Origin of the sequence: Mesorhizobium loti R88b (assembly GCF_013170845.1) — a bacterium.
GTDB classification, from domain to species: Bacteria; Pseudomonadota; Alphaproteobacteria; order Rhizobiales; family Rhizobiaceae; genus Mesorhizobium; species Mesorhizobium loti_B.
Window position 1 is genome coordinate 6686444 of sequence record NZ_CP033367.1, and the last position, 24862, is coordinate 6711305.

At 59.7% G+C, this 24862-nt stretch carries 21 protein-coding genes and 4 pseudogenes; 6 read left to right on the top strand and 19 right to left on the bottom strand.

The window, feature by feature from the left end:
* Positions 1-26: 26 nt before the first annotated feature.
* From EB235_RS32330 to EB235_RS32345, 4 genes are all read right to left on the bottom strand, one after another.
* The gene (locus EB235_RS32330) at positions 27-710 is read right to left on the bottom strand and encodes a lytic transglycosylase domain-containing protein (RefSeq protein WP_027033383.1); all 684 of its coding nucleotides are present in this window, start codon (positions 708-710) and stop codon (positions 27-29) included.
* Entirely contained in the window at positions 698-1246 is a 549-nt protein-coding gene (locus tag EB235_RS32335) for a S26 family signal peptidase (protein ID WP_027033382.1), read from the bottom strand. The genes EB235_RS32330 and EB235_RS32335 overlap by 13 nt, the downstream gene beginning before the upstream one ends.
* Positions 1243-1512 (bottom strand): helix-turn-helix transcriptional regulator, encoded by a 270-nt coding sequence (locus EB235_RS32340; protein ID WP_006328932.1) that lies wholly within the window; start codon positions 1510-1512, stop codon positions 1243-1245. Before EB235_RS32340 ends, EB235_RS32335 begins: the two co-directional genes overlap by 4 nt.
* A gap of 162 nt (positions 1513-1674) precedes the next feature.
* Complete coding sequence (locus EB235_RS32345) at positions 1675-1998, bottom strand: DUF736 domain-containing protein (RefSeq protein ID WP_027033381.1); 324 nt, start codon at positions 1996-1998, stop codon at positions 1675-1677.
* Between the two features lie 1683 nt (positions 1999-3681).
* Here EB235_RS32345 and EB235_RS32350 point away from each other — a divergent pair.
* Both EB235_RS32350 and EB235_RS32355 read left to right on the top strand, forming a co-directional pair.
* Positions 3682-4072, top strand: a pseudogene (locus EB235_RS32350) (RNA polymerase factor sigma-54); the annotation flags it as partial.
* 56 nt (positions 4073-4128) lie between these two features.
* Complete coding sequence (locus tag EB235_RS32355; protein ID WP_027033379.1) at positions 4129-5355, top strand: MFS transporter; 1227 nt, start codon at positions 4129-4131, stop codon at positions 5353-5355.
* 521 nt (positions 5356-5876) lie between these two features.
* On the opposite strand, the pseudogene EB235_RS32360 reads toward EB235_RS32355, so the two are convergent.
* From EB235_RS32360 to EB235_RS32375, 4 genes and pseudogenes are all read right to left on the bottom strand, one after another.
* Positions 5877-5983: pseudogene (locus tag EB235_RS32360) on the bottom strand (nitrogen fixation protein NifQ); the annotation flags it as partial.
* Between the two features lie 120 nt (positions 5984-6103).
* Positions 6104-7009 (bottom strand): LysR family transcriptional regulator, encoded by a 906-nt coding sequence (locus tag EB235_RS32365; RefSeq protein ID WP_027033377.1) that lies wholly within the window; start codon positions 7007-7009, stop codon positions 6104-6106.
* A 207-nt stretch (positions 7010-7216) separates the two neighbouring features.
* Positions 7217-8338 (bottom strand): nodulation factor fucose acetyltransferase NolL, encoded by a 1122-nt coding sequence (gene nolL / locus EB235_RS32370; RefSeq protein WP_027033376.1) that lies wholly within the window; start codon positions 8336-8338, stop codon positions 7217-7219.
* Positions 8331-8978 (bottom strand): annotated as a pseudogene (locus tag EB235_RS32375) (hypothetical protein). Before EB235_RS32375 ends, nolL begins: the two are co-directional and overlap by 8 nt.
* A gap of 76 nt (positions 8979-9054) precedes the next feature.
* Here EB235_RS32375 and EB235_RS32380 point away from each other — a divergent pair.
* Positions 9055-9999, top strand: a complete 945-nt coding sequence (locus EB235_RS32380) for a LysR family transcriptional regulator (protein ID WP_027033374.1) — start codon at positions 9055-9057, stop codon at positions 9997-9999.
* A 14-nt stretch (positions 10000-10013) separates the two neighbouring features.
* Here the strand turns inward: EB235_RS32380 and EB235_RS32385 are convergent, their stop codons facing one another.
* The 4 genes from EB235_RS32385 to nodB form a co-directional block, all read right to left on the bottom strand.
* Positions 10014-10859, bottom strand: a complete 846-nt coding sequence (locus EB235_RS32385; protein ID WP_032925919.1) for a TIM barrel protein — start codon at positions 10857-10859, stop codon at positions 10014-10016.
* Between the two features lie 262 nt (positions 10860-11121).
* On the bottom strand, positions 11122-11772 hold the full coding sequence (locus EB235_RS32390; protein ID WP_027033372.1) for a LysE family translocator: 651 nt from the start codon (positions 11770-11772) through the stop codon (positions 11122-11124).
* Between the two features lie 27 nt (positions 11773-11799).
* Positions 11800-12423: an FMN-binding negative transcriptional regulator gene (locus EB235_RS32395; RefSeq protein ID WP_027033371.1), complete on the bottom strand. Its 624-nt coding sequence runs from the start codon at positions 12421-12423 to the stop codon at positions 11800-11802.
* Positions 12424-12920: 497 nt separating this feature from the next.
* Complete coding sequence (nodB, locus tag EB235_RS32400; protein ID WP_027033370.1) at positions 12921-13580, bottom strand: chitooligosaccharide deacetylase NodB; 660 nt, start codon at positions 13578-13580, stop codon at positions 12921-12923.
* A 373-nt stretch (positions 13581-13953) separates the two neighbouring features.
* On the opposite strand from nodB, the pseudogene EB235_RS32405 reads away from it, so the two are divergent.
* Positions 13954-14058 (top strand): annotated as a pseudogene (locus tag EB235_RS32405) (LysR family transcriptional regulator); the annotation flags it as partial.
* A gap of 22 nt (positions 14059-14080) precedes the next feature.
* Here EB235_RS32405 and EB235_RS32410 read toward each other — a convergent pair.
* Complete coding sequence (locus EB235_RS32410; protein WP_010913827.1) at positions 14081-15550, bottom strand: PLP-dependent aminotransferase family protein; 1470 nt, start codon at positions 15548-15550, stop codon at positions 14081-14083.
* Positions 15551-15871: 321 nt separating this feature from the next.
* Between EB235_RS32410 and EB235_RS32415 the strand changes: the two genes are divergently transcribed.
* Positions 15872-16174 (top strand): PLP-dependent transferase, encoded by a 303-nt coding sequence (locus EB235_RS32415; protein ID WP_244966435.1) that lies wholly within the window; start codon positions 15872-15874, stop codon positions 16172-16174.
* A 275-nt stretch (positions 16175-16449) separates the two neighbouring features.
* Here the strand turns inward: EB235_RS32415 and EB235_RS32420 are convergent, their stop codons facing one another.
* The 5 genes from EB235_RS32420 to EB235_RS32440 all read right to left on the bottom strand — a co-directional run bounded on the left by EB235_RS32420 (position 16450) and on the right by EB235_RS32440 (position 22566).
* On the bottom strand, positions 16450-18471 hold the full coding sequence (locus EB235_RS32420; RefSeq protein WP_027033368.1) for a carbamoyltransferase family protein: 2022 nt from the start codon (positions 18469-18471) through the stop codon (positions 16450-16452).
* 304 nt (positions 18472-18775) lie between these two features.
* Positions 18776-19564, bottom strand: a complete 789-nt coding sequence (locus EB235_RS32425; protein ID WP_027033367.1) for an ABC transporter permease — start codon at positions 19562-19564, stop codon at positions 18776-18778.
* Between the two features lie 3 nt (positions 19565-19567).
* On the bottom strand, positions 19568-20536 hold the full coding sequence (gene nodI / locus EB235_RS32430; RefSeq protein WP_244966534.1) for a nodulation factor ABC transporter ATP-binding protein NodI: 969 nt from the start codon (positions 20534-20536) through the stop codon (positions 19568-19570).
* 103 nt (positions 20537-20639) lie between these two features.
* Positions 20640-21914, bottom strand: a complete 1275-nt coding sequence (gene nodC, locus EB235_RS32435; protein WP_027033365.1) for a chitooligosaccharide synthase NodC — start codon at positions 21912-21914, stop codon at positions 20640-20642.
* 55 nt (positions 21915-21969) lie between these two features.
* The gene (locus tag EB235_RS32440) at positions 21970-22566 is read right to left on the bottom strand and encodes a NodA family N-acyltransferase (protein WP_027033364.1); all 597 of its coding nucleotides are present in this window, start codon (positions 22564-22566) and stop codon (positions 21970-21972) included.
* A gap of 358 nt (positions 22567-22924) precedes the next feature.
* On the opposite strand from EB235_RS32440, the gene EB235_RS32445 reads away from it, so the two are divergent.
* Positions 22925-23179, top strand: a complete 255-nt coding sequence (locus tag EB235_RS32445; RefSeq protein WP_152536315.1) for a hypothetical protein — start codon at positions 22925-22927, stop codon at positions 23177-23179.
* Between the two features lie 616 nt (positions 23180-23795).
* Here the strand turns inward: EB235_RS32445 and nodS are convergent.
* Positions 23796-24365, bottom strand: coding sequence for a nodulation methyltransferase NodS (gene nodS, locus EB235_RS32450; RefSeq protein ID WP_051371569.1), 570 nt, complete (start codon positions 24363-24365; stop codon positions 23796-23798).
* Positions 24366-24862: the final 497 nt, after the last annotated feature.

Below are 24862 nucleotides of genomic sequence, written 5' to 3' on the forward strand. Positions count from 1 at the left end.
GCCCCTCCCGGATGCCCTCAACATCGCTAGCCATTGTGCTTCTTTGGCCGCGCGAGATCCCTGCCGAGCGGCACGAAAAGGCCGCCATTCGTTTCACCGGCGCGAACACCGTCGCGAAGGAAGAACAAAGAGCGTCCGGAGGGAGCGTTCCGCCCCTTTGAAGTTGTGGATTGGCCTTTGAATTCGTTCATGTCGGCCGCCGAAATCCCCGTCGCCTCAAGCTGTTTCAGATAGGCAACGGTCTCTTTCGGCAGCGGCCTTCGAAGCTTCAAATGGCCTTCATAGCGCTCGGGTCCAGCGTTGTAGGCGGCAAACAGGCCGGGGAATCCGAAACGCTTATACATGGCGCTGAGATAGGCGGTTCCGGCCAAGATGTTGTCGCGCGGATCGTGCGGGTCGGCTCCCAGACCGTGCTCGACGCGCATCTCCTGATAGGTGCCGGGCATCACCTGCATAAGACCCATGGCGCCGGCGCGGGAGGTGATGGGACGGCCATCGAGGACGGTCTTGCCGCGGCTTTCGGCATCGATGACGGCGCAAATCCAGGCCTGGGGAATGTGGAAGCGTGCGCTTGCTTCCGATACGAAGTGCTGCCATCGTTGCAGCTGCGGACTTTGGGAGATGACGGCTGGCTCAGCGCCGGTCGAGGCGGAACAGGCGCATGGCGCGACGGCGATCATGCCGAGCATCAGGAGGGTCACTCGGTCCATAGCGGCACCAGCCTCCCGATGATGTTTTCGGCCGGCACCGGCCCGAAATAGCGACTGTCGAAGGAGTGATTTTTTTCGTTGCCGAGCAGGAAAACCTCGTCATGGGCGAGCGCTCGGCAGCCGTTCCACCAGGGCAGCGGACGGCCTTGCGTGTCGATTTTGAGCCGACGGGCGACGATCTCGCCGCCTATGATGATGGCATTACTAAAGGCGCAGACATGCTCGTCCGGCAGCGCGGCGAGACGCTTCACCAGCGGTGTATTGCGAGGCAGATAACCGCGTTGGTCGGCGAGATAGGCAACGAAGCCAGGCGGGCGGGCGAGCACAAGATCGCCGCGCGCAGGCGTGCCAGACCCAACGCGATAGAGACCGACCGGCGCGCTAGCCGAGGCGTTCCAGACCAGCAAGGGAGACGGCTTTGGGAGCGCCGTGAAGCCTGTCAGGCTCAGGCCAATCGCGGCGATGGCGATTGCCTTGCGCGCCCGAACGCGCCGCAAACGGCTGCCGATCAGATGGATGGAAGGCCGCTGGCTCATGAGCGGGCTCCCTCGTCGGCTGAGCCGGACCCGCCCTTGTCATCGTCGGAGCCGGGTTCTGGCGGGCGGCCTTTCGACCAGTCGTCGAGTTCGTCGATGTGGTAGCGGACATAGCGGCCATGCTTGCGGTATTTCGGGCCGCCGCCGGTCAGCCGCATCTTTTCCAGGGTGCGCTGGGACAGGCCGATATAGAAGGCAGCCTGCGCGGTGTTCAGAAACGGACTGCCCTTCTTGGCGCGGGCCGCGCGGTCGTTTTCGTCGTCCATGATGGTCCTCGTTTCGCTTCGGACAAGCAACCGCGAGGATCGGCGAACGAGGTCGTCGTGGGGACGGGCGAAGAGTCGGGTGGGAGTTTTCGCCGCCCCTTCGGGCGAGCGTCGGCGGGAACCCCCGCGCCGAGTTGCGGCGCGAGGGCTTGAGCCGGCCGGTCAGTCGGCCGGGTTCCAGATGACGGCGTAGGTGTCTTGATCGTCTTGGCCGGCGGCGCGGCCGAGATTGGCGTAGAGCTTGCGCGGACCGAACTCCGGTGCGGCGATGGACAAGCTCACATAGTCGTTGCCGGAAGTCTCCCCGGTTCGGACCCAGCCGGCGCCGACCTCCACGCCCTGCGTCAGCACCCGGAAGTCGGGATGGTTGTCGGCGGACTTGCTCCGATTGGGCACGATGTCGATGTCGGCGCGGACGCTGAGTGTCCTGAGCTGGCCTTTGTAGCTGCCGTTTTCCTGCTTGTTGACGTAACCGATCGCGGTCATTTTCCTGTCTCCTTTTGCTGTCGCCGGGGACCATTCCCCTGCGATGGCGGACCGTGATGGGCGCGTCCGGACCACCCGAACCCGGCAGGGCCGCAGCGGCAGCGAAGGACCCGAGCGGGCAGCTTTTTTGAAGCGAAGCGGGCGCGAGGAAGCCGCGTCATGCGGCGGGGAAAAAAGCTGGTGGCGAGGGTTTCGGGCGGGCTGGAACCGCCCATAGGTCAATGAGCCAGCCGCAGGGGAATAGTCCTCAAGACGTGTGGGGACAGGTCGCGTGATCGGGTGAGCACAACAAGCGATCGGAACGCGTGCGGCGGGTTCCGCGCGCTCAACACCGTGCCGGATCGATAAATGTGCCCGTGCACCGGAGCCCCAGCAGGCATCTCGGCGTGGTAATCGAGCACTGACAAAGGCGAGCTTTGGCGGCCGGATGTTGTTGCCGGAAGCGGGGTCCAAGGGGCGGAACGTGCAGCCAACGCGCCCCGGAGAGGCGCCAACCCGCGGCTATCGACGAGCCGCCTCGGCATGGCGGACTCATTCGAGGGTAACAGCGACCGGGCCTTGGCCCATTGATCGGCGGTCGGAAGCCGCCGCGTTTCGTGTGTTTTCGGTTGGGAACTTGGTCGAATCCGCGCCAGCAGGTTCCATTGGAGCGAAACCGATCGTCTCGGCGTGATCGAGGAATTCGACCACATTGATACCGATGGCCTTCGCGAGGTCCGCCTGGCTGAGACCAGACGCTTTTCTTTTATCGACGCGGACATACCCGGGTGATCGGCCAGCCGCCATCCGCCAAGGTTAGGTCGTTCCTAGCGGCGCGGCGGGCACGGCTGAGCCCGCGTCCGAAGTCGACGAGGAAAGGGTATTGCTCCCCCGATTTCCGAAGAAGGCCACTGGTCGCAATTGCCCCTGTGGGCCGTGGCGATCTTTTGGTCGCGCTTGCGACATTCTTGTCAGCCTTCGCGACACAACAATGTTTTCGGATAGGCGCGCACGAGGGAGCAAATCAAGGAATCTCAATCATGCAAACGCCGTGACGCCCAGCCGGACTCGATCCTCACGGCGTGGAGACCGGCGCGCCGTGCTGAAGAGCTCGAAGGTGTCAAAGGCCTTCCTCGACAGGGGGAGCAGCAACAGCGCGATCGTAGGCGCGACGGCCGCGTCTTCGCAGATCGCAGCCCGCGCACGCAATTACACGCAAGAGACAAAGCCTTACGCGGTCGATGCCGGCGTGCGGCAATGCATCGGCTCGGCCCGTCCGGAACGGTTTTCGCCTTCCCTTGCCGGTGCGGAAGTTCTGACTACTCCGACAGTACAGCACCTTTGCTCGGTCCGGGTGACCACGCGATTGTGCGGCGCGCTCGGTCTCGGTCAAGGCACGGCGCCCCTGCTCAAGCCGACAGGGCTTCGGCAAAAGATAGTCCGATTCGGTGCCCCCAAGTGAAATGGCATAGCGCTTGCTGTTATCCGTTAGAGCCCACCAAAGCACGTAGAAAGCTATGAACAGAACCATGGCAAAAACGCGAAGTTCCATACAAGCGCCCAAGGAGACCGTGCACGTTTGCGCCGAACGTCCCCTCCAGACGTCCCTCCTCCGGTATCTGATTTGCTATGGCTGGTTCGAGACTGACGGAGCCGTGGCGCTCGCCCAATTGTCGCTTACCCGCCTCCGCCAGGAGGATGCCTTTTTTGGAACACGGCATCGACCAAGTGCGGCCTCCCGGGCCCAGGACTGTCGTCGACGCGATCAAAGTGCATCAGGCGACGGTAAGCCGGGTGACGTCGAACACATACATGCAGACCCCGCGCGAAGTGTTCGAACTGAAGTATTTTTTCACCGTCGCGAGCGCGTCCTCCCAAGGTGGCGACGCGCGGTCCCCCCCGAAGCTGTCCGCCATCGGATCAAGGCGACAATCGCCGACGAATCGCAAGATGACGTGCTTTCCGACGACGACATCGTCGTCCGGCCCAAGGAAAGGGCCATCGATTTGCGCGCCGCACCGTCACAAAATATCGCGAAGCGATGAACATCCCCTCGTCCGTGCAATGCCGCAGGGAATGGCGCTTCTGGCGTTAATCCGGGTCAACGCAGCAACCCGAGTTTGCAGCACATCCAAACTGGAGACCCTGTTGATGACCGAATCCGCTACGGGCTTCATGGACGGAGTTCTGCATGACCCAAAACAGCCAGATCAACGGTCTGGTCCCGCATGGGGTGCAGTCATTTCGCTTGCCTTAGGCACCTTTGGGCTTGTGACGGCAGAGTTTCTGCCTGCCAGCGTGCTGACGCCGCTCGCGCATGATCTCTCTATCACCGAGGGTGCAGTTGGACAGGCGCTGACAACGACCGCCATCGTGGGGGCGATCTCGGCGCCCACGATGGCCGTCATCACAAGGCCCCTGGACCGCAGGATCGTCATATGGGCGATGACGCTGCTGCTGATCCTGTCGAACGTTCTATCGGCCGTCGCGGGGTCGCTGCCGGTTCTCCTGGCCGCCCGCGTCGTGCTCGGCATAGCACTCGGAGGGTTCTGGTCGATTTCGGCAGCGCTGGCGATGCGGCTCGTTCCAAGTCACCTCCTGCGGCGCGCCATGTCGATCATCCTCACCGGCGTTACCTGCGCTACCGTTTGCGCGGCTCCAATCGGCGCCTATGTCGGCGATATCTGGGGATGGCGAACCGCCTTCATGATCGCTGCGGTCGTCGGCGCCGTTACGCTGGTAGCGCAACTCATAACCATTCCGAGGCTGCCTCCGATTGGAGTGGCCAGCTTCCGCAGTCTGCTGGATGTGGCCAAGAATCCGATGATCAAAGTCGCGATGTTGGTCGTCCTGCTGGTCGCTTCCGGGCACTTCGCCGGCTTCACCTATATCCGCGCCTTCCTTGAGAAGTTTCCCGCGCTTGATATCGAGACGATCTCGCTGGTGTTGCTCGTCTTTGGCATCGGCGGCTTCTTCGGCAATTTGGCCGGCGGATTCCTGGCCGAGCACAGCCTCAAGGCAGCCGCGGCCCTGCCGCCCCTGCTCATAGCGATGGCCACTGTCTCGCTGCTGACGCTGGGAGCATCGGCTTGGGCCACGGCGATTGCGGTTACAGTATGGGGCTTTGCCTTCGGCGCGGTGCCGGTGGGACTGCAGACATGGATGGTGCTGCACGCCGCTCCCGAGCAGGCCGAAAGCGCCGGTGGGCTGATGGCCGCAACGTTCCAGGTAGCCATCGCAGCGGGCGCGATTTTCGGCGGACTACTGATGGACAATGCCGGCGTCGCCAGTTCCCTTGCCTACAGCGCCGTTGCCTCGTTCCTCGGCGCCCTGACAGTGTTCTTGCTCGGCCCGAAGCGCGAACCTCAGACCACCTGACAGAGAGGCCATCAGTGCAGCGCGGGAAAGATGCAATCATCAGCCGCGCGGTGCGATCCTACGCACGATTTTTGGCGGTTGCAGGCCTCGTCTCCGGGTGATCGGACGCTGTTGTCCGGTCGATTTCGACCGGCGGGGGCGTTTCGAATGATGGTGCCGACGAGAGAACCTAAGAGTGCGGGACCGAACCGGACCGCCTCGTCCGTCGACCGCTCTGGCATGGCGACGCGGTCTATGCGGCTCTGTCTTGCGGCGAGCATCGGGCGGATCGCGCGCCTGATCTCTTACATGAAGCTCGGGGCCGAACATGCCCCGCGGCTTCTGATTCGGCCCGAAATAGAGGATCGTTCGGCGATATCGTAGTTGTATTCACCAACTGTGATCCAGCCGCGATTGAACGTCGACAGCCCCGCGCGGCGGATTTCCAGCGGCGGAACCTCATGCGCCGCCTGCCCTTGGTAAGGCGGCTTACCGGAATTCGGCAGGACGACGAGACGAGTTATCTCACGCTCAGTATCCCCGCAATTCGGTGCGGCGCATGGCGAAAACCTTCAGCCTCGCATAGCTTGCGGTAAAAGTACTTCTTCCACTTCATGTTTTTGGTGTTGCCGGCTGCCAGCATGGGGAAACACGTGGCACGCCGTCATGCAAAATCATCGAATGTGCGTCAGACCCAATTTTGCACGCCGGTTCGCACCCGTATGAGGCGCTGAGTAAATCGAGACTGAGACCAGGAGTGCCCGCGACTTCACATGCGGGATGCCTCCTGCAACATTATCTGCCGCATCCAGATGCTTGCCGGATCACTGTTGTGGAGGGTGGGCCATTGGACGGCCTCGGTGAACGTGGGAAGTGGCCGCGGAAGTTCGATGATCCGCAAGGGGAAGGTTTTTTTGAAATGCTGAACCAGCCGGAAGGGCATGGTCGCTATCCGAGCTGTGCCTGAGACCATCGGCGGGATCATGCTAAAGGCCTGTACGACGATCTCAACACGTCTCTTGAGACCATGCTCAAGCAAAAACTGTTCCTCGATGGATGGCATCTGGGCACCGCCGACCCTGAACGCAATGTGTTTCATCGACACGTATCTCTCGAATGTAAGCTGACGTGGCAACTGCTTGTTCGTGGGGCAGCCCACGCACACGAATGTCTCGTCGAACAGCGCCGCTCTTGGATGGGCGCTCGACATGAAAAATTCCGGAAGAATCACAAAATCGACGTCACCGCGCCGGAGAAGCTCATCGGGGTCGTTGTCGAGCGGCCGCAATTCGAAGCTGACGGCGGGTGCTTCGCGTGCAACCCGCTCCACGACCTTTTCAAAAAACACGAGTGTGGCGAAATCGGAAAGAATGATCCTGAAGCGGCGATTGGATTGAGCCGGATTAAACGGATCCCAAGAAATAATCGAGCATTGGATGTGCAAGAGTGCGCCACGAACTGCGGGGGCGAGTGTTTCCGCACGCGGGGTTAGAACACGTTCGCGGCCGCTCATCGTAAACAGTTCATCGTTGAAATAGTTGCGCAGCCGGGCGACGGCCGCGCTCATGGCCGGCTGACTAAGGTTGATGCTGCTTGCCGCGGCCGTGAGGTTGCGCGCGGTTAGCAGTGCGTCGAGCACGACGAGAAGGTTCAGATCAAGGCCTTTGAAACGCATGCCTCATCTGTCCGTAACGTGGTTGTTTGTCATCGTGACCATTATGGGCGCTCGTTTACGGTCCCACTCAGAGGTGTTGTGTCCCGACCTGCCGCCCGCGCGCGTGGAGGCGCGGCCGATGAGCGAATGGCCGACCGGTACAACAGTCGATCGGATAGGTCCGGAGCTATGAAACATGTCGATTACAGATGCGAATTTTTCACGTGGCTAATTGATTACAGATTGAGATTTGAGCAGACTTGGGCGTGGCGGCGCTCCGACAACGATCCGCGACACATATCCGAGGTTGCGCGCAATACTGCGAATTGCCATCGCTATGACGACAATCGCCACTCCAAGCACAGTTGCGAAGGCGATTCTGGTCGCGAGATTCCAGACTTCTCCAAACTGTATCAAATCCATGAGACGAAACACGGCACCCTGGACCAGGTAAAGCAGCAGCGTGCTCTGACCAAGCTGCACCGCGACAAAGCGAGCTACTCTAGTCGAATAGACAAGTCTCCAGCATTGGAACATAGACTGCATTGCTACCGCAGAAGCCGCCAAAGATCCAGAGAACATCAGAAAAACTTGTTTAGCTGACTGTTCATCATGAATTAAAACGAGATTGTTGTAGGCATAAGTCTCCTTGCCCCACCCGAGGAAGCATATGAAAGCCGCTATCGAAAATAAGACAACAAAAATCGATTTGTAACGCCAGATGACGCCATTCTGCCATCCGATCGGCTGGGCAAACAGGAACCCTAAACAATAAAATGGGTAAGTGTATTTTAACAACGGGGTTATTGATAACGTGATGGGTGCGAATGCGACCGCAATTGCAGATGCGCTTATGATCCACATCGATAGACGGTTGAACGTTGTAAGAACTCTAATCAGAACGAACGAAATAAATGCGGCCCATATGAACCAGTAAGTTCCAATAACTTCCGTCGACAAATCTAACAGAGTATCAGTCAAACTCTTCGTTGGAAAAATAACGGCGGACTTTAACGTCCAAATCAACGTACACCAAAATAGCATTGGCAGTAGTAGCTGCATTGCCCGCTCACCGACACCCTGGGTGAACGATTTTCGCAAAATTGCCCCAGAAGAAAGGTATCCGCTTATCGCCATAAATAGAGGCATATGAAACATGTAGATCGACTTGAAATACGGCGACAGCCAGAAAGCGTCGGTGCCCTGGTAGATTAAATACTGTAACAAGTGCCCAATTATCACCAAAGTAATGAGTATGCCTTTGGCGAAATCAAAGCTTAGGTCTCGGTTGTTTGTCCCTGCTGGGCACGAGCCGTGTCCCTTCGCTCCGGCTCTTATGTGATCAAGCATCAGACTCCAGCCTATCTGTTGCAGTTGCTACTTGCCGTTTCTGGGCACGGCGAGCGCGGTGCAAAGGATCGAAAATCACGCGGATCGCGGCGTGGTATGGAGGGCCGATTGGCTGCAACCGAGCGGACAAAATCCCAGTGCCTGATCGCAAACCTCGAGCGCATTGGCGGTCGCGATCATGTGTGGCGATGCGAACGCCCGGCACTATGGTCGTCTGGCCGTCTCTGCAGAACCTCTCAAGATGGTTTCGCAGCGGGTGCCGAACCATGCCAAAAGCGAATGGAATGCCACGCTGCTGCAGCACCGGACGCATGACGCGGATAGAATGGCTCATTCCGAGTCTCTCAAGATCGGGGTGCATCCTGTACGATCCGAGTTTGCCTACCAAGAAATCAACCTCGCCAACCGTGAAGAAATGGCGCAGCAGGTCCTAGTGAGCTGCTACGCCGTGCACATCAGAGCCGATTGCGCGAACCTTCGGCCCTGCACCGGCCCAGCTACTACCGCCTGAAAGCCCCTGTCGCCCATGGGCCTTTTGGAAGAAGGCGGAGAGTTCGACATGACCGGCTACTTGCAAGTCATTTCCCAGCACACGCTGCAGAAGCAGTGGCGTGGTCGGGCGCATGCCAAGTGCGGTCATCTATGCAGCGCCCTGGAAGTTTGGTAAAATCGATTGTTTAGATCGCGAGCATCCACGCTATGGATAAGTGAAAGCCATGCGCTTCAAAGGCCTTGATCTGAATCTTCTCGTCGTGCTCGACGCACTGCTGACCGAGCGGACCCTCACGGCGGCGGCAAGCAGCATCAACCTTAGTCAGCCGGCCATGAGCGCGGCCGTCGCCCGGCTGCGCGACTATTTCAACGATGAACTGTTTACGACGAGCGGCCGCGAACGTGTTCTAACCCCGCGTGCGGAAACACTCGCCCCCGCAGTTCGCAGCGCACTCTTGCAAATCCAGTGCTCGATTATCTCTTGGGATCCGTTTAATCCGGCTCAATCCGATCGCCGTTTCAGGATCATTCTTTCCGATTTCGCCACACTCGTGTTTTTTGAAAAGGTCGTGGAGCGGGTTGCAAGCGAAGCACCCGCCGTCAGCTTCGAATTGTTGCCTATCGACGACGACCCCGATGAGCTTCTCCGGCGCGGTGACGTCGATTTTCTGATTTTTCCAGAATTGTTCATGTCAAGTGCCCATCCAAGAGCGGCGCTGTTCGACGACACGCTCGTGTGCGTGGGCTGCTCCACGAACAAGCAGCTACCACGGCAGCTTACATTCGAGAGATACATGTCGATGAGGCACGTTGCGGTCAAGTTCGGGCGGACGCTGAAGCCCTCCATCGAGGAACAGTTTTTTCTTGAGCATGGTCTCAAGAGACGTGTCGAGATCGTTGTGCAGGCCTTTAGCATGATCCCGCCGATGGTCTCAGGCACAGCTCGTATAGCGACCATGCCCTTCCGGCTGGTTCAGCATTTCAAAAAAACCTTCCCCCTGCGGATCATCCACCTTCCGCTGCCGCTTCCCGCATTCACCGAGGCCGTTCAATGGCCCGCCCTTCACAACAGTGATCCGGCAAGCATCTGGCTGCGAGAGATATTGCTACAGGAGGCGTCTCGAATGACTTCTCCGGGGGACGCCAAAAGGCGCCCTAAGCAGCCCTAATTTACTCCCGCGTCTCACGCCGGCACTCGCGTCAATAGCCCGTGTCGGAAGAGAGCGATGCTCGCGGCAATTGCGCCTGCGAGGTCGTCCAGCGGGTGGGCTGCGTCGACAAACGGTGCGAATGAGAAGGGCCCCCCATAGCCGCCATCAAGCAGCGCCCGGATCTGGCTGCCATTGTCGGAACCGACTAGGACGCGATCCGGGTAAATCCAGTGGATCGGATCGTTCACGCTTGAAATGTGGACGAGACCGGTCAGCTCGGAGGAGAAGAACGCCTCCCCGGCAAGCGTGTGGTGGAACGTGTCGTGCACGAGGCGGAAGACGGATTGGCCATCAATGGCGGCAATGGCCTTAGCCGCTTCGTTCTTCGATCGAAGCGAGCAGGTCCGGAAGCCCAGCGGCTCGATGAGACCGATCAGACCGCGCGACTGGAGGATCGGCTTGAGCGCCTTCAAGGCGACGCGGAGATCGCCCCGGCGCTCGACATTGGCGGGCCAGGAGCCGCCGTTGACCGGCACCAGCATGAGCGCCGTGGCTCCGCAGGCCGCTGCATAATCGGCGAGCTTGCTCGCCTCGGCCCTGCGGGCGGGCGTCCACTCATTGAAGCGCTGGAGGGCATTGACGGAAATAATCCCAACGCCTGTGTCGGCGGCCGCAGACCGGACGTCCGCCGCCGGCTCGCCGCGTGCCATAGCATTGCTGCCCGGTTGGCCGCGGATCTGGACATCGGTTAGGCCCTGGTCGCGGGCAAAAGCGAAAAGTGCCCTGACGTCAAGTCCGGGCGTCGCCATATAATCGAGTGCAAAGCGGGGCGATGCTTGGCGCATGGCTTGGCTTTCCTTCCATGAAACGGGCGTCATTCTCGGCTGACTGGCTTCTACCGTGCGTTGATTAGCGAGGGCCGATATGATGGGCATGAGCGAGGCGAGGCAGTCGTACTCACGTTTCTCTCACGCTATGTTTTTCTCTCATTTATGAGCCGACGTTCACCCAAACGGCGGTGCCGCGCCTCCTGAGACATGGCTTGAATAGGTGCAATGACCGAACTGGCTCGCAGCCATCCAACTGCTTTCGCAAGGTACCCGCCAACCCTGAAAGATGCCCAATCGATCAGATTCAAAGTCAGGCAGCAGGGTGTTTCGCCAGAGCGAGGCCGACGCCCAGCGCGATCATCGCGCCGCCTGACGCCTCCCTCAGGCGGCGGATCAACCCGGGACGCGCTGCCGCGCCGTCTTGAATGCCGCTGGCCACGACGGCAACCACGATGTCGGCGAGCGTGTTGAGCGCAATGGACACGGAGCCAAGCACCGCGAATTGCAGAGCTACGAGCCCTGCGCTCGGATTCACGAACTGCGGAATGAAGGCGAGGAAGAAGACTGCCGTCTTCGGGTTGAGCGCCTCGACCAGTACCCCTTCACGAAACGCCCGCCGGGGTCCGACTGGACCCACTGCGGCGCCGTCATCGCCGCCAGTCGCTCCCTTGAGGCGGGCGGCTTGAAAGGTGCGAAAGCCGAGCCAGACGAGGTAGACCGCGCCGAACAGCTTTAATGCGGAGAACAGTTCCGAGCTCTCGAGCACGATCGCGGAAACACCTAAGCTTGCGGCGAGGACGTGGATCATGCCCCCCAACCCCGTGCCGAAGCTGGAAGCGATACCTTCCCGACGACCACCGGCGAGCGTGCGCGCGGCAACGTAGAAGATGCCCGGACCGGGGGTGATGGCGAGCACGGAGGCCGCGGCGAGGTACAGGGCGAGTGGGGTCAGTTCTGGCATGATGGTCGATTCCGACGAAGTTCATGATTATTTTGGGATGAGAGCGGCGACGTCGCGGTCAGATGCCCGCTCGCTCGCCGCAAGGCCCGCCGCCACGCCAGCGCGGTCGGCCGCGTTCCGGTTCTGGCTCATTTTGCGCTTGCCCTCCAACCTCGTGATTGGCATGCGCAGGCCGACGATTCCGCGGAGTTGCGCCTGTACAAAATCCGGCGGCGCGTCCGACACGGCCCAAGGCGAGGCGCGCTCGCCCTCGTGGTGGTCGGTCAGCCGATTCACGACGTCCAGCAGTCTTCCCGCATCCTCGAAGAACTCGACCGGGCCATAGGCGTGGACGGCGACGTAATTCCAGGTCGGGACGACCTTCCCGGTTTCCCGCTTGGTCGCATACCATGCCGGCGTCACGTAAGCGTCCGGCCCCATGAAGATGGCCAAGCCGTCGCCCAGCGGCGGAACACGGCACTGGGGATTGGCCTTCGCCAGGTGCCCGTAGATCACGCCGTGCTCGCCCTCGTTCTCGTTAAGGAAGAGGGGCAGTGGCGTTGCGAGCGGCCCTTCCGCCGTGACGGTAACGAAGTTCGCCAGCAGCGCCGCGCGAATGGTCGCGCGCAGGCATTCCTTGTCGTCGTCGCGGAAAGCGGGAGGGATGTACATCGCGAAACTCCTTGCGTTACCAAGTCAGGTATCGGCAAGCTGGCCTGCTGGAAACAGCCAGTCAGAAGCTATTGAGGTAGTCCAGTTGATGAAAGATGGCATCGCGCGCCGGATCAGAGCACCGGAATCCCCGGTGCCGGTCCACGGTATGCGAATTGCTTGCCAAACCTTTTCGACGCAGCCAGCGATCCCGCAGGGTCGCGCTATGTGAGCCTGCGGCAAGCCCAATGAAATCGATCCAACGCGAAGTGAACCATACATTCAAACAATCGTCGAAGAGTGAACCTACCGGCGGTGCTGGGCCATGCCGAGGGCGTGCGCGGGTCCTCATCGTAGCAGCTGACAACAGACGTCTACGCTTAGCCAACTGTCGGAGCCGACCAGTTCGTCCGATGTCAACGAAGTGCTTGTTCGCAGGGCGTAAACGGCCTGTAAGCCTTCATAAGCGAGACCACACAGGTACTGGCTGGGAAAGCAGGTCCATGCGATCTCGCATTTCAGTGATGTTCTGGAAGCGAGCGAATTTCATATCCGCAGGCATCTAATGCAGGAATCAGATTGGACAGCGCCATAACGGTCTGGTTGCGCAGACTGGCTTGAGTGCTCCGTGTCGACTCGTCGGGAGGGCATCCGTCGTGCAAGAGCACGATTGCGCCGGGGCGTACCGAGGCGAGCACTGCATCGACGATCGCGTCGGTGCCGGGGCGCGACCAGTCTCTTGGGTCGATCGACCAATGAAGGGCCGCCAGCCCTGCGATCTCTGAGGCAGTGAGCACTTCTTCGCTCCAGGCGCCGTATGGCGCGCGAATGTAGCGGATCGAGGCCTGCGGGCATGCTAGCATGATGGCCTGGTTCGCCTCAAATACCTCACGTTGCACTTCGCCCAAGCCGCACTTGGACAGGTCCGGATGAGACATCGTGTGGTTGCCTACCTCATGCCCTTCTGCGATCATTCGCTGGATGAGATCCGGATGCTCTGCGGCGTAAGCACCAATGACGAAGAATGTCGCTGGCACCCGATTTTGCGCCAGCACATCGAGTATCTGTGGTGTGAAACATGGATTTGGACCGTCGTCAAACGTCAGATAGACGCTTCGACGCCCGGTGCCGTCAGCGCATTCACTCTGCACCTCCCATCTGTCATCGAGACGTCTCATAGCTGCGAACCCTTGCGGTCAATTGTTGTACCGGTCGGCCATTCGCAATCGGCATAACCCCGATCCTTGAGGTAGGGGCCTACGCTATCGGAGGGAGCTTGTCGCGAAGAGCCGACGCGATGCAGCTTGCCCCGATCACCGATGTACCTGGTCGAAAAGGGGATCGGCTCGCTTGATGTTCGGCGCAGACCACACCAGAAAATGCTCCTCGGAGCCAACGCATGCATCGACAATCTCCTTAGGGCTGCATCCTTGAATTCTTCCTATGGGACGTTCTGTCGAATCGGCAAAATCGATTGTTTCGATGACAAGCATCCACGTTGCGGATAGATGAGACAAAGGCTTGGATCGCGCGCAACCTCACGGCGGCAGCAGCATCAACCTTAGTCAGCCGGCCATGAGCGCGGCCGTCGCCCGGTCGCGCGACTATTTCAACGATGAACTGTTTATGATGAGCGGCCGCGAATGCGTTCTAACCCGCGTGCGGAACCGTCAGCGTCTCAGAGTCGAGCGACGACGTCGCGCAGCATCTCGACGCCTTTTTCGATCTGCCGGATGCTCAGGGCGGAATAGCCCATGACAAGCCCGACGCGGTCGGCTTCGCCTGCTCCCGACTGCCGATGATAAAGCGGCGAAATCGGGTGCAGACCCAGACCCGCGTATTGGGCAGCTTCGACCAACGCCGTTTCACGCGATCGCGGCAGGTCGTTGAACCATATGACGACGTGCAGTCCAGCCTCTGCCCCCTGGACGGCGATCCGACCTTGAAAACTCCGCTTCAGGGCGGTCAGCAATGCCTCCCGGCGCTCGCCGTTGATGCGGCGCACGCGGCGCACATGGCTTTCATAGCCACCGCTCTCGATCAGAGAGGCCAATGACTCCTGCCCCGCCATCGGAGAATGCCGGTCGGCAAGCTGCTTGGCGGTTTCGAAAACCTGCAGGAATTCCGCCGGGACGACGAGATAACCGATCCGCAGCATCGGCGAGAGCGTCTTTGAGATGGTGCCGAGGTAGATGACGGCCCCATGATCCTCGAGGCTATGCAGCGGGGGAACGGGGCTGATATCGTAGCGATATTCGCTGTCGTAGTCGTCCTCGATGACATAGGCGCCCTGCTCCCGCGCCCATTCCAGAAGCTGATGCCGCCGCGGGATCGGCATGACGCCGCCGAGCGGAAACTGATGCGAGGGCGTCACATAGGCCAGCCGGGCCGCGACCCCCGCCAGTTGCTCCGTTTGCATGCCGTGATCGTCAACCTCGACGGGAACGGGCGTGGCACCTGTACTGGCAAAGACCTGGCGCGCCATCCTGTAGCAGGGGTCCTCGATGACGAAGCTGTCCCCGGGGTCGAGCAGCAGGCGCGCGCAGAGATCGAGGCCCTGCTGCGAACCATTGACGATGACGATCTGCTCGGGGTCGCAGCGCACAGTACGGGCGCGCCAGAGATAGCCCTGAAGCGCTTGGCGGAGCCGGCTCGAACCGCACGGATCGTCATAGGCGAGCCGTGCCGGCCGCTGCGCCATCGCCGCGTTCATCGCGCGCTTCCAAACCGATGCGGGGAAATCTGAGGGCGCCAGGACGCCATATCGGAAATCAACCTTCAGCGTGTTCGGCAGGTAATCCGGCCAGCGCGGAGTACCACGCAGCCGTTCGCCATAGCTTGACAAGTGAACCGGGCCGAACCGTTTTGGGGGATTGGCGGTCAGCTCATGTCCCAGGAGTGAGGATGCGACACGAGGGCGCGCGCCTTGACGGATGTCGATGAAACCTTCCGCGGCCAGCTGCTCGTAGGCGACGGTGACGGTCGTTCGCGAGACTCCAAGTTCCTCGGCGAGACCACGGGAGGACGGCAGCTGGCTGCCGGTGCCGTAAACGCCTCTGAGGATCTGCTCGCGAAGCGCTTCGTAGATCTGGCGCGCCCCCATGCCATGCGAGCGGGTTGAAGCACCGGGACCTGGAGACTGGACCATTTCTTTTCCTGCCAACTGGACATTCCATATCAACCAGTTTGCAGCCACTCCTTCCGAAAGCCAAGAGCACGTCTGAAGCCGATGCCCGAGACCGCAATCCAAGACCGGAAAGTGGCACATCTGCGAACGATGCCAAATTCGGCTTCGCTACCCGCGCGATCCATCACCGGCTACGATCCGGCTGGTTTTCCCAATGCCGTTCAACCACGCGCCTTCCTGAACTCGACCCACGATTGAAAGTGTCGCGGCGAATGAGGTCGCAGCCTTGGCGGCGCAATCCTCGGCGACGCGGAACCCCTCCACACGCTGTACGAAACCGCCGTGCGCTACATCACCGGCGCGGCGCTCCCGACTATGTCGGCCTTCCTGGTTCTGCGCGGGCTGAAAAGGACTCTCACGCTTCGCATGGAATGGCACAGCACCACGGCGCTTGCAATCGCGCAGGCGCGCGACGGGCATTCGGCCGTGGGTTGGGTGAGCTCCCCTTCCTCGACTCGCATCCCGATCAGGCGATTGCCCGAAAGCAGATGTCGGGCATCGCCAACGCTAACCGCGCGGGTGGCCTTGACCAACAGATCTCGAGTCCTGAAGAAAGCGCCGGCGAAATCCGCAATGGCGTCATAATTGGAAGGCGAAGGGTCAAGCCGCGCTAAGACATGATCGTCGCCCCACCAACGCATTTGGCCAAAAAGCATCTCAACGACGAATATGCCGGCTTGGCGCGCCGTAGGGCCGCCGCCTTATCCCGCGAGCGGCGCAGCCCGCTCGCACGTCCCGTCCGCTATGCGTAACACCAGGCTGATGCCGGACACATAGGCAGTCACCGAACCGGGTCCGCCGTCGAGAAACGACAAGGACCGGTGTTTCGGCAACTGCTATCTGTCGTCCAGCGATTGGCATCAGTTTTGATCGACGCGAGCAGCTTGCGAGGGACGCATGCGAACGCGGCGCTGCTCCCACAACCGTCGCAGTTCTCCTGTGAGAGCCTCGCGCTGGGCCTGATCCAGCGTAATTGTATCGAGGAGATCCGCGAGCACGGCTTCGCCTTCGATCCGCGTCAGCAGATCGAACAAGTCATGTGAAATACGCACACCGTCACGGCTGGAGTGATCCGTTCGGATTTCGCAGACGGTCTCCTGGCGATCCAGCGCCGTGTGAGCGCGGACCTTATACAGGGATACATAAGGCGGCAATGAAACCGCGAGCGCAGTCCAATCCTCCAGCGTTGTGGCCCGTTTTTTGACGAGGAACGGCCCGACCACAAGTCCATCCAACCCTGTCGTCAGGAACGTGGCAATCGAGTCTGCAACTGAATCCACGATCGGCTCGGCATTGTTGTTAAAGGACGTATTGAGCAGAATTGGGATGCCAGTGCGCTGCTTGAAGGCATTGATGACGTCCCAGTAGGCCGGACTGGCCTTGCGCGATACTGTTTGCAGCCGAGCCGTACCGTCGACGTGCGTGATGGCGCCGAGCAAACCACGCTTGGAGTCGCGCACACGGACCACGAAATTCATGAAGGGAAATTCGCACGCACTGCCTGGGAGGTCGAAAAATTCGCGCGCATCCTCCTCCAGCACTGATGGGGCGAACGGGCGATACCCTTCCCGCTTCTTGACCATGGCGTTGATCCGGTCCTTGTTTGTGGCGGGCCTGGGGTCGGCAAGAATGCTGCGATTTCCGAGCGCGCGCGGCCCGAACTCCGAACGACCTTGCACCCAGCCGATCACGGCGCCACCGGCCATCCACTCGGCTGCCCTATCCGCCACCGCCTCAGTGCGTTCAAACTCCAGGTGCCCCGCCCATGCTTTTAGTTCCTCTTCGACAGCGTGATCGCTCGCGAGATCCGGCCCCCAATAAACCTCCTGCAGTCGCGCACGCGGCGCGGGGCGGCCCAGCTCACCAGACACGATTAATGCAGCGCCCAATGCGCAGCCAGCGTCATGCGACGCGGGCTGCACGAAGATGTCTTCGAAAAGGCCTGAATAGAGCAGCTTGCCGTTCATGGAGCAATTGTGCGCAACGCCGCCGGCCAGGCACAGCCGCGTCATCCCGGTGGCCTCACGATGATGCCGAAGAATGTGAAACACGATGCGTTCGAGCGCTTCCTGTAACGACGCACTCACATCTTTGTGCTGCTGGGTGAATGGCATTCCCTTTTGCCGGACCTGAATGGTGCGAAGCAAAGTCGGACCGATGCGGTCCAGGTGGACGCGATACTCGCCGTTTGCAGACAGTTCATAGAACTGCTCGAAAAGCTCGCGATAGGGAACGGGATCGCCGTAGGGGGCAAGCCCCATTACCTTATATTCATCGAACAAGCCGTAGCCGAGATACCGGATCACCTCGAGATAAAATAGCCCAAGGGAATTGTTCTCTGGGAAAGTCGCGAGTTGCGAAATTTCAGCACCAGATCCTACCGCCACAAGACCCGACTGGAAATCACCAGAGCCATCAATCGCGAAAATCAGACTTTGCTCGAAGCCCGACATTGCAAAAGCACTCACGGCGTGCGCCTGATGATGACTTACGAATGAGATACGCGAAGGGTCGAGCTCGCTACCGAACTCCTGCGCCAACAGCTGCTGCACCAAAAATTTGGCATCCAACGGAATGGAGGCGTTCGGCTCGGAAGCAAGCATGTTTTCGAGCATGGCGTTGCAATAGGTTTCGGTAGCGTAGTACGCCACATGATCGATTTCGCTGAGCTGAACCCCAGCGGCTGAAAGACAGTATTGAACCGAACTGATTGGGAGCTTGTTGGAGTGTTTGATCCGATTGAGGCGCTCCTCTTCTACGGCCGCGATGACCTGTCCGTCTCGGACGAGCACCGCAGCGCCATCGTGCATGAATGTATTCGCAATCTGGAATCGGTTTTCATAGACTTTGTCTAATCCGCCGCTCAATCCTAGACACAGCATCTCGCTCTCCGTTTATCGTACAGGAAGACTGAATTGGCCTGTCTCAAGGCCGTTTGATCAAAAACACAGGCTGCGTTGTCGTTCGCCGCCGCGAACGCCAGTCAGACATCACCAACCTCAAAGAAATTCTCTTACGCCTGGATCAACATGAGATCCTGTGATCGAGGTCCCGGGGCGTTCCATAACGTTGAGAGATTGAGTGGATGCCACGAAGACCCTGGGTTGGATGCCGATTTGCGTTGGCGATGTCGTTTTTATTTGCAGCACGAAGTCCGTAGCGCATTGTTTATCTCACTCTCTTTCGTCAGCGCATTAGTCGGCGGCGCAACAGCGCCATCGAGAGGAAGAATGGCAACAGCGCGTACAGGCCGAGCACACCGACGTGCAGGGCGATGCCGCTGATCGGGTGATCAAGCATAACCGGACGAATGAGGTCGATCGCATGTGACAGCGGCATGCATCGCGCTATCTGCTGAAAGGCGCCAGGCAGCTGGTTCAATGGGAAAACGGCGCCCGACAGGAACAGCATAGGTGTGAGGACAAGCGTCTGGTAAAACACGAAGTAATCGTAGCTGGGCGAAAGTGCGGTGACGATCATCGCGAGGCTCGCAAATACGCACCCTGTCAGAGCAATGATTGGCAGCGCATAGAGGACGGACGGCCAGGCGGCATAGCCCAAGGTTGCGGTGACGATGGTAATAGCCGTACCGGCCATGAAGGCCTTGGTGGCTGCCCACGCCAGTTCACCCAGAACGATGTCGCCGAGGGTAATGTGCGTATACAGCATGGCTTCCCATGTGCGTTGAGAATGCATGCGAGCGAAAGCCGCGTACAATGTTTCCAGGGTAGAGGCGGTCATCGCACTTACCGCGACCATGCCGGCCGCCAAAAAGGCGATATACGACGCACCGTCGACGCGGCCGACCATTATGCCGAGGCCGGTGCCTAGGCCGAAAAGGTAGATCATAGGATCGGCGAGGTTACCGAGAAGCGACACGAGTGCGACTTTCTTCCATGCCAGATAGTTGCGTCGCCATACCGCAACCCAGTTCCACGCATTGGCCGGCAGCGCCGCCGCAAAACCTTCAATCATCGTTCACTCCTCCATCTCGCGCCCGGTCAGCCGCAAGAAAACATCCTCGAGATTGGCTGGACGCAGAAGAAGACGCAGACCTGCTCGCCCCTGCAGTTGCGTGCGCACCTGGTCAGGGTCTGGCGCATAGCAATAAAGGGTTTCGCCGCTGACCTCGATGCGCTGGGAATGTGGCTTGACCAGCGAAAGCAACTCGTGCGGATCGCCACCATAAATCTCCATGACCTGGCATCCGATATGCTCGTCGATCAGCGCCTGCGGGCCGCCTTCGGCGATGTTGCGGCCCTTTTCGAGCACGCACAGCCGATCGCATAATCGCTCAGCCTCTTCCATGAAATGCGTCGTTAGGATAATCGTCTTGCCACGTGCCAACAGGGCGCGCAGCCGCTCCCAGATCAGGTGGCGCGCATGCGGATCGAGGCCGGTGGTCGGCTCGTCCATCACAATGAGCTGGGGGTCGTTGATCAACGCCCGCGCCATTGTCAGGCATCGCTTCATGCCGCCGGACAGTTCCGAGACGCGCGCATCCGCCTTGCGCTCGAGGCGAGCGAACTCGAGAAGCGACGGGATGACCGCTTCGCTCTGACGTGTGCTCATGCCGAAGTAGCGTCCGAACACCAGCAGGTTCTCGCGTACGGTGAATTCCTGGTCAAGATTGTCGAATTGCGGGACCACGCCAATGCCCCTGCGTGCCAGCCGAGCGCGCGCCGGCACCGGGACGCCGAGCACCGTGATCGTGCCCGCGTCAGGGCATGTCATGCCGAGGAGCATACGCGCAATCGTGCTTTTGCCCGCCCCGTTTGGTCCGAGGAGGCCGAAACACTCTCCCGACGCAACGGAGAACGACAGTTCGTCGACAACGATCTTGTTCCCATACGACTTGGTTACGCCGGCAAAATCGACTGCCACGGTCGACAGAGAGTCAGGCACGGAGCTTTTCGCGCTTGTCTGCCCGTGAAACTCCCGTTCGATCGCAGGAGTCTCGAATCGCCGCAAATCCTCTGGGCCCAACTTACGCTTCAACACTTGATGTTTCTGGTCCTGGCTCAAAACTCTTCCACCTGAGATCACGTGACTATTGCTGTTCGCTGTAAGCTGCGTCAGATCCCACCAAGTTCGGCTTTGAACTGGTGCCGCCAGTGTCTGTCACATTGGCCGCAGAGCTGCGCGACAACCAATCGCTGTTGCTCAATGTGCACAGCGCGTATGCTTTCAACGGGAGCAAGAGAAAGATGTTGATGAGTGTGTGGAGCGAGAATCCGAGAAATCGAAGTTGGCGCGCACGAAACGCTGCCACGCTGCAGCGAACTATAGTCATGGCTGCAATCATCAGGCATGCCGTCCAAGGCGCAGTACCTGTCGTTACCAATTGCGCGAGCCCCGCCAGAATCGACAAAGAGAGCAATAATGGGCCAATATTCTGGCCAATCACGTCCAATGTGAGATAAATGTTAAGGCCGCGCAGCAGTTGGAACGCCAGCAACGTGTCACGGAAAGTGCTCCGGGCCCAGCGAAGCTGTTGGCGCAGATAGGGACCCATGCTGTTGGGAACGACTGTTGCCGCGACGGCCTCCGGGACATACTCTGTTCGAAAGCCTGCTTTCAGCATCAGGATCGTAAGGTGGCGGTCCTCGCCGAAGTCGCTCGGCTTCCCTCGAAAGCGCTGCGTCTCGTACTGATCCAGCAACGAAACAAGCGCGGATCGCCGGTACATGGCACACGGACCGCAGCAACACATGACGGCACCGAACCGAGCCTGCGCTGCCCGCTCTTCGTTGCAGGCGAGCCAGTATTCCATGTCGATCAACCGCGTCAGCCAAGTTTCACTGCGATTGCTAGCCGCCAACTGGCCCATGGCGGCGCCGACCGCTTGATCTTGCATCTTTAGCGCAAGCCTGGTGATGACGTCCGGGGCGAGTATCGTGTCCGAATCTACATTCAGCACCAAATCTCCGCACGAGCGGCGAATGGCGGCAATCTGCGCCTTGCGCTTTCCGACATTCTTTGGGAGCGCAATGAAGTTGAACCTCGGGTCGCCCGCGTATTCCTCGTGTACACCTACGAGGGCATCGCGGTTTGCAGAACCGTCATCAACAACATAGACCTGCAGTTTACCGGCGTATTCCTGACTTGCAATGGAAGCCAGGCAGTCCGAGAGGGTGCGAGGCGCCTCGTTGTAGCACGGGATAATGACATCGACGCTCGGCCAAGGCTCACCGCCGGGCGGGTCGCCCGAGGTCGGCGGTACGTTTGTAGGCAGGGTATAAAACACCTGCGCGGTTTTGTAGACGGTCGACAGTAGCGCATAAGAGCAGATGGCAACAGTACTGGCTGTGGCAAACAGGGTCATGAGATGTCAGATTTTTCTGTGAATTTGAGGAAGCGAGCGGATACCAGATCCGCGGTCATAGCTCTGGACCGTTCCGATCGATCAAAGTGCCGGCCGGCCACTCGCTCATCGAGCGTCCAATTGGGAGCACCATGAGGAGTACGTCGTCGTCGACTCGCGTCGTGGAAGGCAGATCGGAGTACACGTCCGGGAGGGTTGAACGCACGCGAACGCCCGTCAGAATGTTCGCCAAGCCTTTGCGGCAGAACCTCGAAACATGGTTCCGGAGCGCCTGCCGAACCGTGCCGAAAGCGAATGGAACGCCAAGCTGCTGCAGCACTGGATACATGACGCTAATCGAATGGGCGATTCCCAGCCCCTCAAGATCCGGACGCACCCCGTATAGACCGAGTTCAGCGACCAGCAGATCAACGTCGCCAACTTTGATGTATCGGCGCAGCACGCCCATGTGAGCCGCTACCCCGTGCACATCATAGCCGATTGCGCGGAGTTCCGGCCTTGCACCGGCCCAACTTCGACCGCCTTCGAATTGCTTTCCATTGAAGGCTCCGGTCGGCTCATAGGTCTTCCGGAAGAACTCAGAGAGTTCGAGGTGATCGGGAAGCTGCAACTCATTTTCCCAGCATAACCTCCACTGCACGTCAGGGCGCATGCGAAGACTTCCTCTTTTTCGGGTTCTTTTGTGCACCTCACGCGGTAGAGCAATGGCGGTGCATGTCATGGGTCTATGAACGACCCTCCCGGATTGGTAAAATTGATTGTTTAGATCGCGAGCATCCACGCTATGGATATTAAAACCATGCCTTTCAAAGGCCCTGATCTGAACCTTCTGGTCGTGCTCGATTGGCCCGATAAGCGGCGGCACCGATGGCAGCTGTCGGTGACACAACCTGATTCAAGAGCGGCCGCCAGCGCGTGGCTGCGCCCGTGCCGAAGCAGCGATCAAGTGGAGGACGGCCCGACTGTTAGGCGTCAGCAAACGCGGCGACCGTTGGCGCACGCGATGATGCATGGCGATCGCGCAGCTCTGGATCGCCGGCGGCAAACAGGTTCCGCGAAGCTCTATCGCGCTCGCCAACAGGAATCGTCTGGTCAATGCTTTCGAGTGTTGCCGGTCAACCGGACTGTCGGTGAAAGCACCTGGAGAGCGGGAAGGAGCGCGCCCGGATGGCGCTACTTCGAACGAATTGTTTGAGGTTTTGGCCGACTGGAACACACAGCTTGAGCACCTGAGGCCTGAAGTGCGCAAAGGAGCTGGCCCCTAAGTCTTCATTCCGTGCGAGGGATCAAAGATCGCCGCACACAGAAAGGCAGCCTAAGGAGCGTCAGCACTTGCGCCGGCCGAAGGGCCGGGACGCGGGACTGACTGCAACGACGAGATCGGTTAAAAGGGCAGCCGTAGGAGTGTCAGCATAGCGCCGCATAAGGCGGGACACGGGACCGACGGCCCCCGACGAGGAGTGCCGCTTTCCCGGCTAGGGATCACCTTTGAGGTTCGGTGGCGGCAGCCGTAGAGCCCGTCCCGCATAGGGAGCCATGCAAAATAAGGACTTCGCTTCATCTGGGTATCTATGGGTCATTTATTGGGTAAAGCCGTTACGCAAAATGGCAGAGGTGGGGGAACGGTCACCCCGCCGCTTCCGAACCTGATGTCTGGACCGGAAAGGCTTCGGCCGACGTCTGGGGCCGTTGAGGTGGAAGCGGGCGAAAACCCCTCGAGGCTCGCGGCGCAGAACATCGAGCCGCATGAAGAAGCCGGATGTAGTCAGCAGTTGTTACCATCAACTGGATCCAGCTACTTGTTGCAATTGGGCGCTCTATACGTCCGCATATTGGGTCAGCTTGACACCACAGAAGCCCACACAGTTTCCAAGTGTTTTATCAGGAAGCGGAAATCGGCTTTCGGAAGAGAGCCAGCAGGCAGTCTTCATTGATCGACGCGCCCCGGCACTCGATGCACTCGATCTCGGTCAACGATTCGTTCAGCATGGCGATGGTGGTCTCTGCACCAGCAGCGTGCCCCCAGCGTTGGCAATTGGCGTCACGTGCCGATCCGAAAACCAGCTGCCCGCCTGGCGCAAGCAGACTTACCAGGTTGCGGACTGCCGCGCGGATCTGATCGAGGTCTCCGACGTAGTAAAGAACCTCCGCAACGACGATCAGGTCGAACAGCTCATCACTCGAAAACTGTTGAACATCGGAAATTATCCAGCTGATGTGCGGCGTCTCCTTCATGCGTAAACGTGCTCGCGTAATCGCTGGCTCGACGACATCGATCACAGTGAGCCGCTGGCAAATGGGGGCTAGCCGCTCCGTAAAAGCGCCGGCAGCGCAGCCGACTTCGAGCGCATTTGCGACTCGACCTTGCGCAAGTGACAACCGGAGAATTTGGGTGTGGCGCTCCCGCTCGAACGGGTTGCCATCAAGCCGCCATGGGTCGTCTGCGGCCATTTCTCGATTCAGCAGTTCATGATCGATTTTATGGGTCAAATTCGCACCTAGCTAAGGCAGCAATCACCGGCGCTGCAAATGCCGTCTGACGTCGGTAGGGTCGGGGCACGCTCATTCCGAGAAGCGGGGTCCTTCGTGAGACCCGATGTCAAAACACGAGTCCGCTTGACGCGCGACATAGACCCCGATGAGGAAGAACGTCCCGGCAGCAATTTCCACTGCCTTCGGGTCGTTGCATTCTGTTGCTCCTTAAGGCCCAGGTGGTTGGTGCTCAGGCTTTTTCGTCGGGCGTACTGCGGGCCGAGGCACTTGATTTCGGTCACGCTCCTAATAGGGTCCGCAGGATTGGCAAAATTGATTGTTTGGATGACAACCATCCACGCGCTGAACACATCGAAGGCGGGATTGGACGTGGCTGGGTCCACTTCTGTGTGGCGCCGGCCGACAAACGCTTTGCGGCGGTCGGGAATTCTGCACACACACGGCGATTGACACGC

Excerpts from the sequence above, each read along its gene's own strand:
- EB235_RS32340 (WP_006328932.1), bottom strand. The coding sequence starts at position 1,512 with ATGGACGACGAAAACGACCGCGCGGCCCGCGCCAAGAAGGGCAGTCCG.
- EB235_RS32355 (WP_027033379.1), top strand. The coding sequence starts at position 4,129 with ATGACCGAATCCGCTACGGGCTTCATGGACGGAGTTCTGCATGACCCA.
- EB235_RS32425 (WP_027033367.1), bottom strand. The coding sequence starts at position 19,564 with ATGATTGAAGGTTTTGCGGCGGCGCTGCCGGCCAATGCGTGGAACTGG.
- EB235_RS32440 (WP_027033364.1), bottom strand. The coding sequence starts at position 22,566 with ATGCGCCCTGACGTGCAGTGGAGGTTATGCTGGGAAAATGAGTTGCAG.
- EB235_RS32410 (WP_010913827.1), bottom strand. The coding sequence starts at position 15,550 with ATGGTCCAGTCTCCAGGTCCCGGTGCTTCAACCCGCTCGCATGGCATG.
- nodB (WP_027033370.1), bottom strand. The coding sequence starts at position 13,580 with ATGAGACGTCTCGATGACAGATGGGAGGTGCAGAGTGAATGCGCTGAC.
- EB235_RS32385 (WP_032925919.1), bottom strand. The coding sequence starts at position 10,859 with ATGACGCCCGTTTCATGGAAGGAAAGCCAAGCCATGCGCCAAGCATCG.
- EB235_RS32365 (WP_027033377.1), bottom strand. The coding sequence starts at position 7,009 with ATGCGTTTCAAAGGCCTTGATCTGAACCTTCTCGTCGTGCTCGACGCA.
- EB235_RS32395 (WP_027033371.1), bottom strand. The coding sequence starts at position 12,423 with ATGTACATCCCTCCCGCTTTCCGCGACGACGACAAGGAATGCCTGCGC.
- EB235_RS32445 (WP_152536315.1), top strand. The coding sequence starts at position 22,925 with ATGGCGATCGCGCAGCTCTGGATCGCCGGCGGCAAACAGGTTCCGCGA.
- nodS (WP_051371569.1), bottom strand. The coding sequence starts at position 24,365 with ATGGCCGCAGACGACCCATGGCGGCTTGATGGCAACCCGTTCGAGCGG.
- EB235_RS32390 (WP_027033372.1), bottom strand. The coding sequence starts at position 11,772 with ATGCCAGAACTGACCCCACTCGCCCTGTACCTCGCCGCGGCCTCCGTG.
- nodC (WP_027033365.1), bottom strand. The coding sequence starts at position 21,914 with ATGACCCTGTTTGCCACAGCCAGTACTGTTGCCATCTGCTCTTATGCG.
- EB235_RS32345 (WP_027033381.1), bottom strand. The coding sequence starts at position 1,998 with ATGACCGCGATCGGTTACGTCAACAAGCAGGAAAACGGCAGCTACAAA.
- nolL (WP_027033376.1), bottom strand. The coding sequence starts at position 8,338 with ATGCTTGATCACATAAGAGCCGGAGCGAAGGGACACGGCTCGTGCCCA.
- EB235_RS32335 (WP_027033382.1), bottom strand. The coding sequence starts at position 1,246 with ATGAGCCAGCGGCCTTCCATCCATCTGATCGGCAGCCGTTTGCGGCGC.
- EB235_RS32330 (WP_027033383.1), bottom strand. The coding sequence starts at position 710 with ATGGACCGAGTGACCCTCCTGATGCTCGGCATGATCGCCGTCGCGCCA.
- EB235_RS32420 (WP_027033368.1), bottom strand. The coding sequence starts at position 18,471 with ATGCTGTGTCTAGGATTGAGCGGCGGATTAGACAAAGTCTATGAAAAC.
- EB235_RS32380 (WP_027033374.1), top strand. The coding sequence starts at position 9,055 with ATGCGCTTCAAAGGCCTTGATCTGAATCTTCTCGTCGTGCTCGACGCA.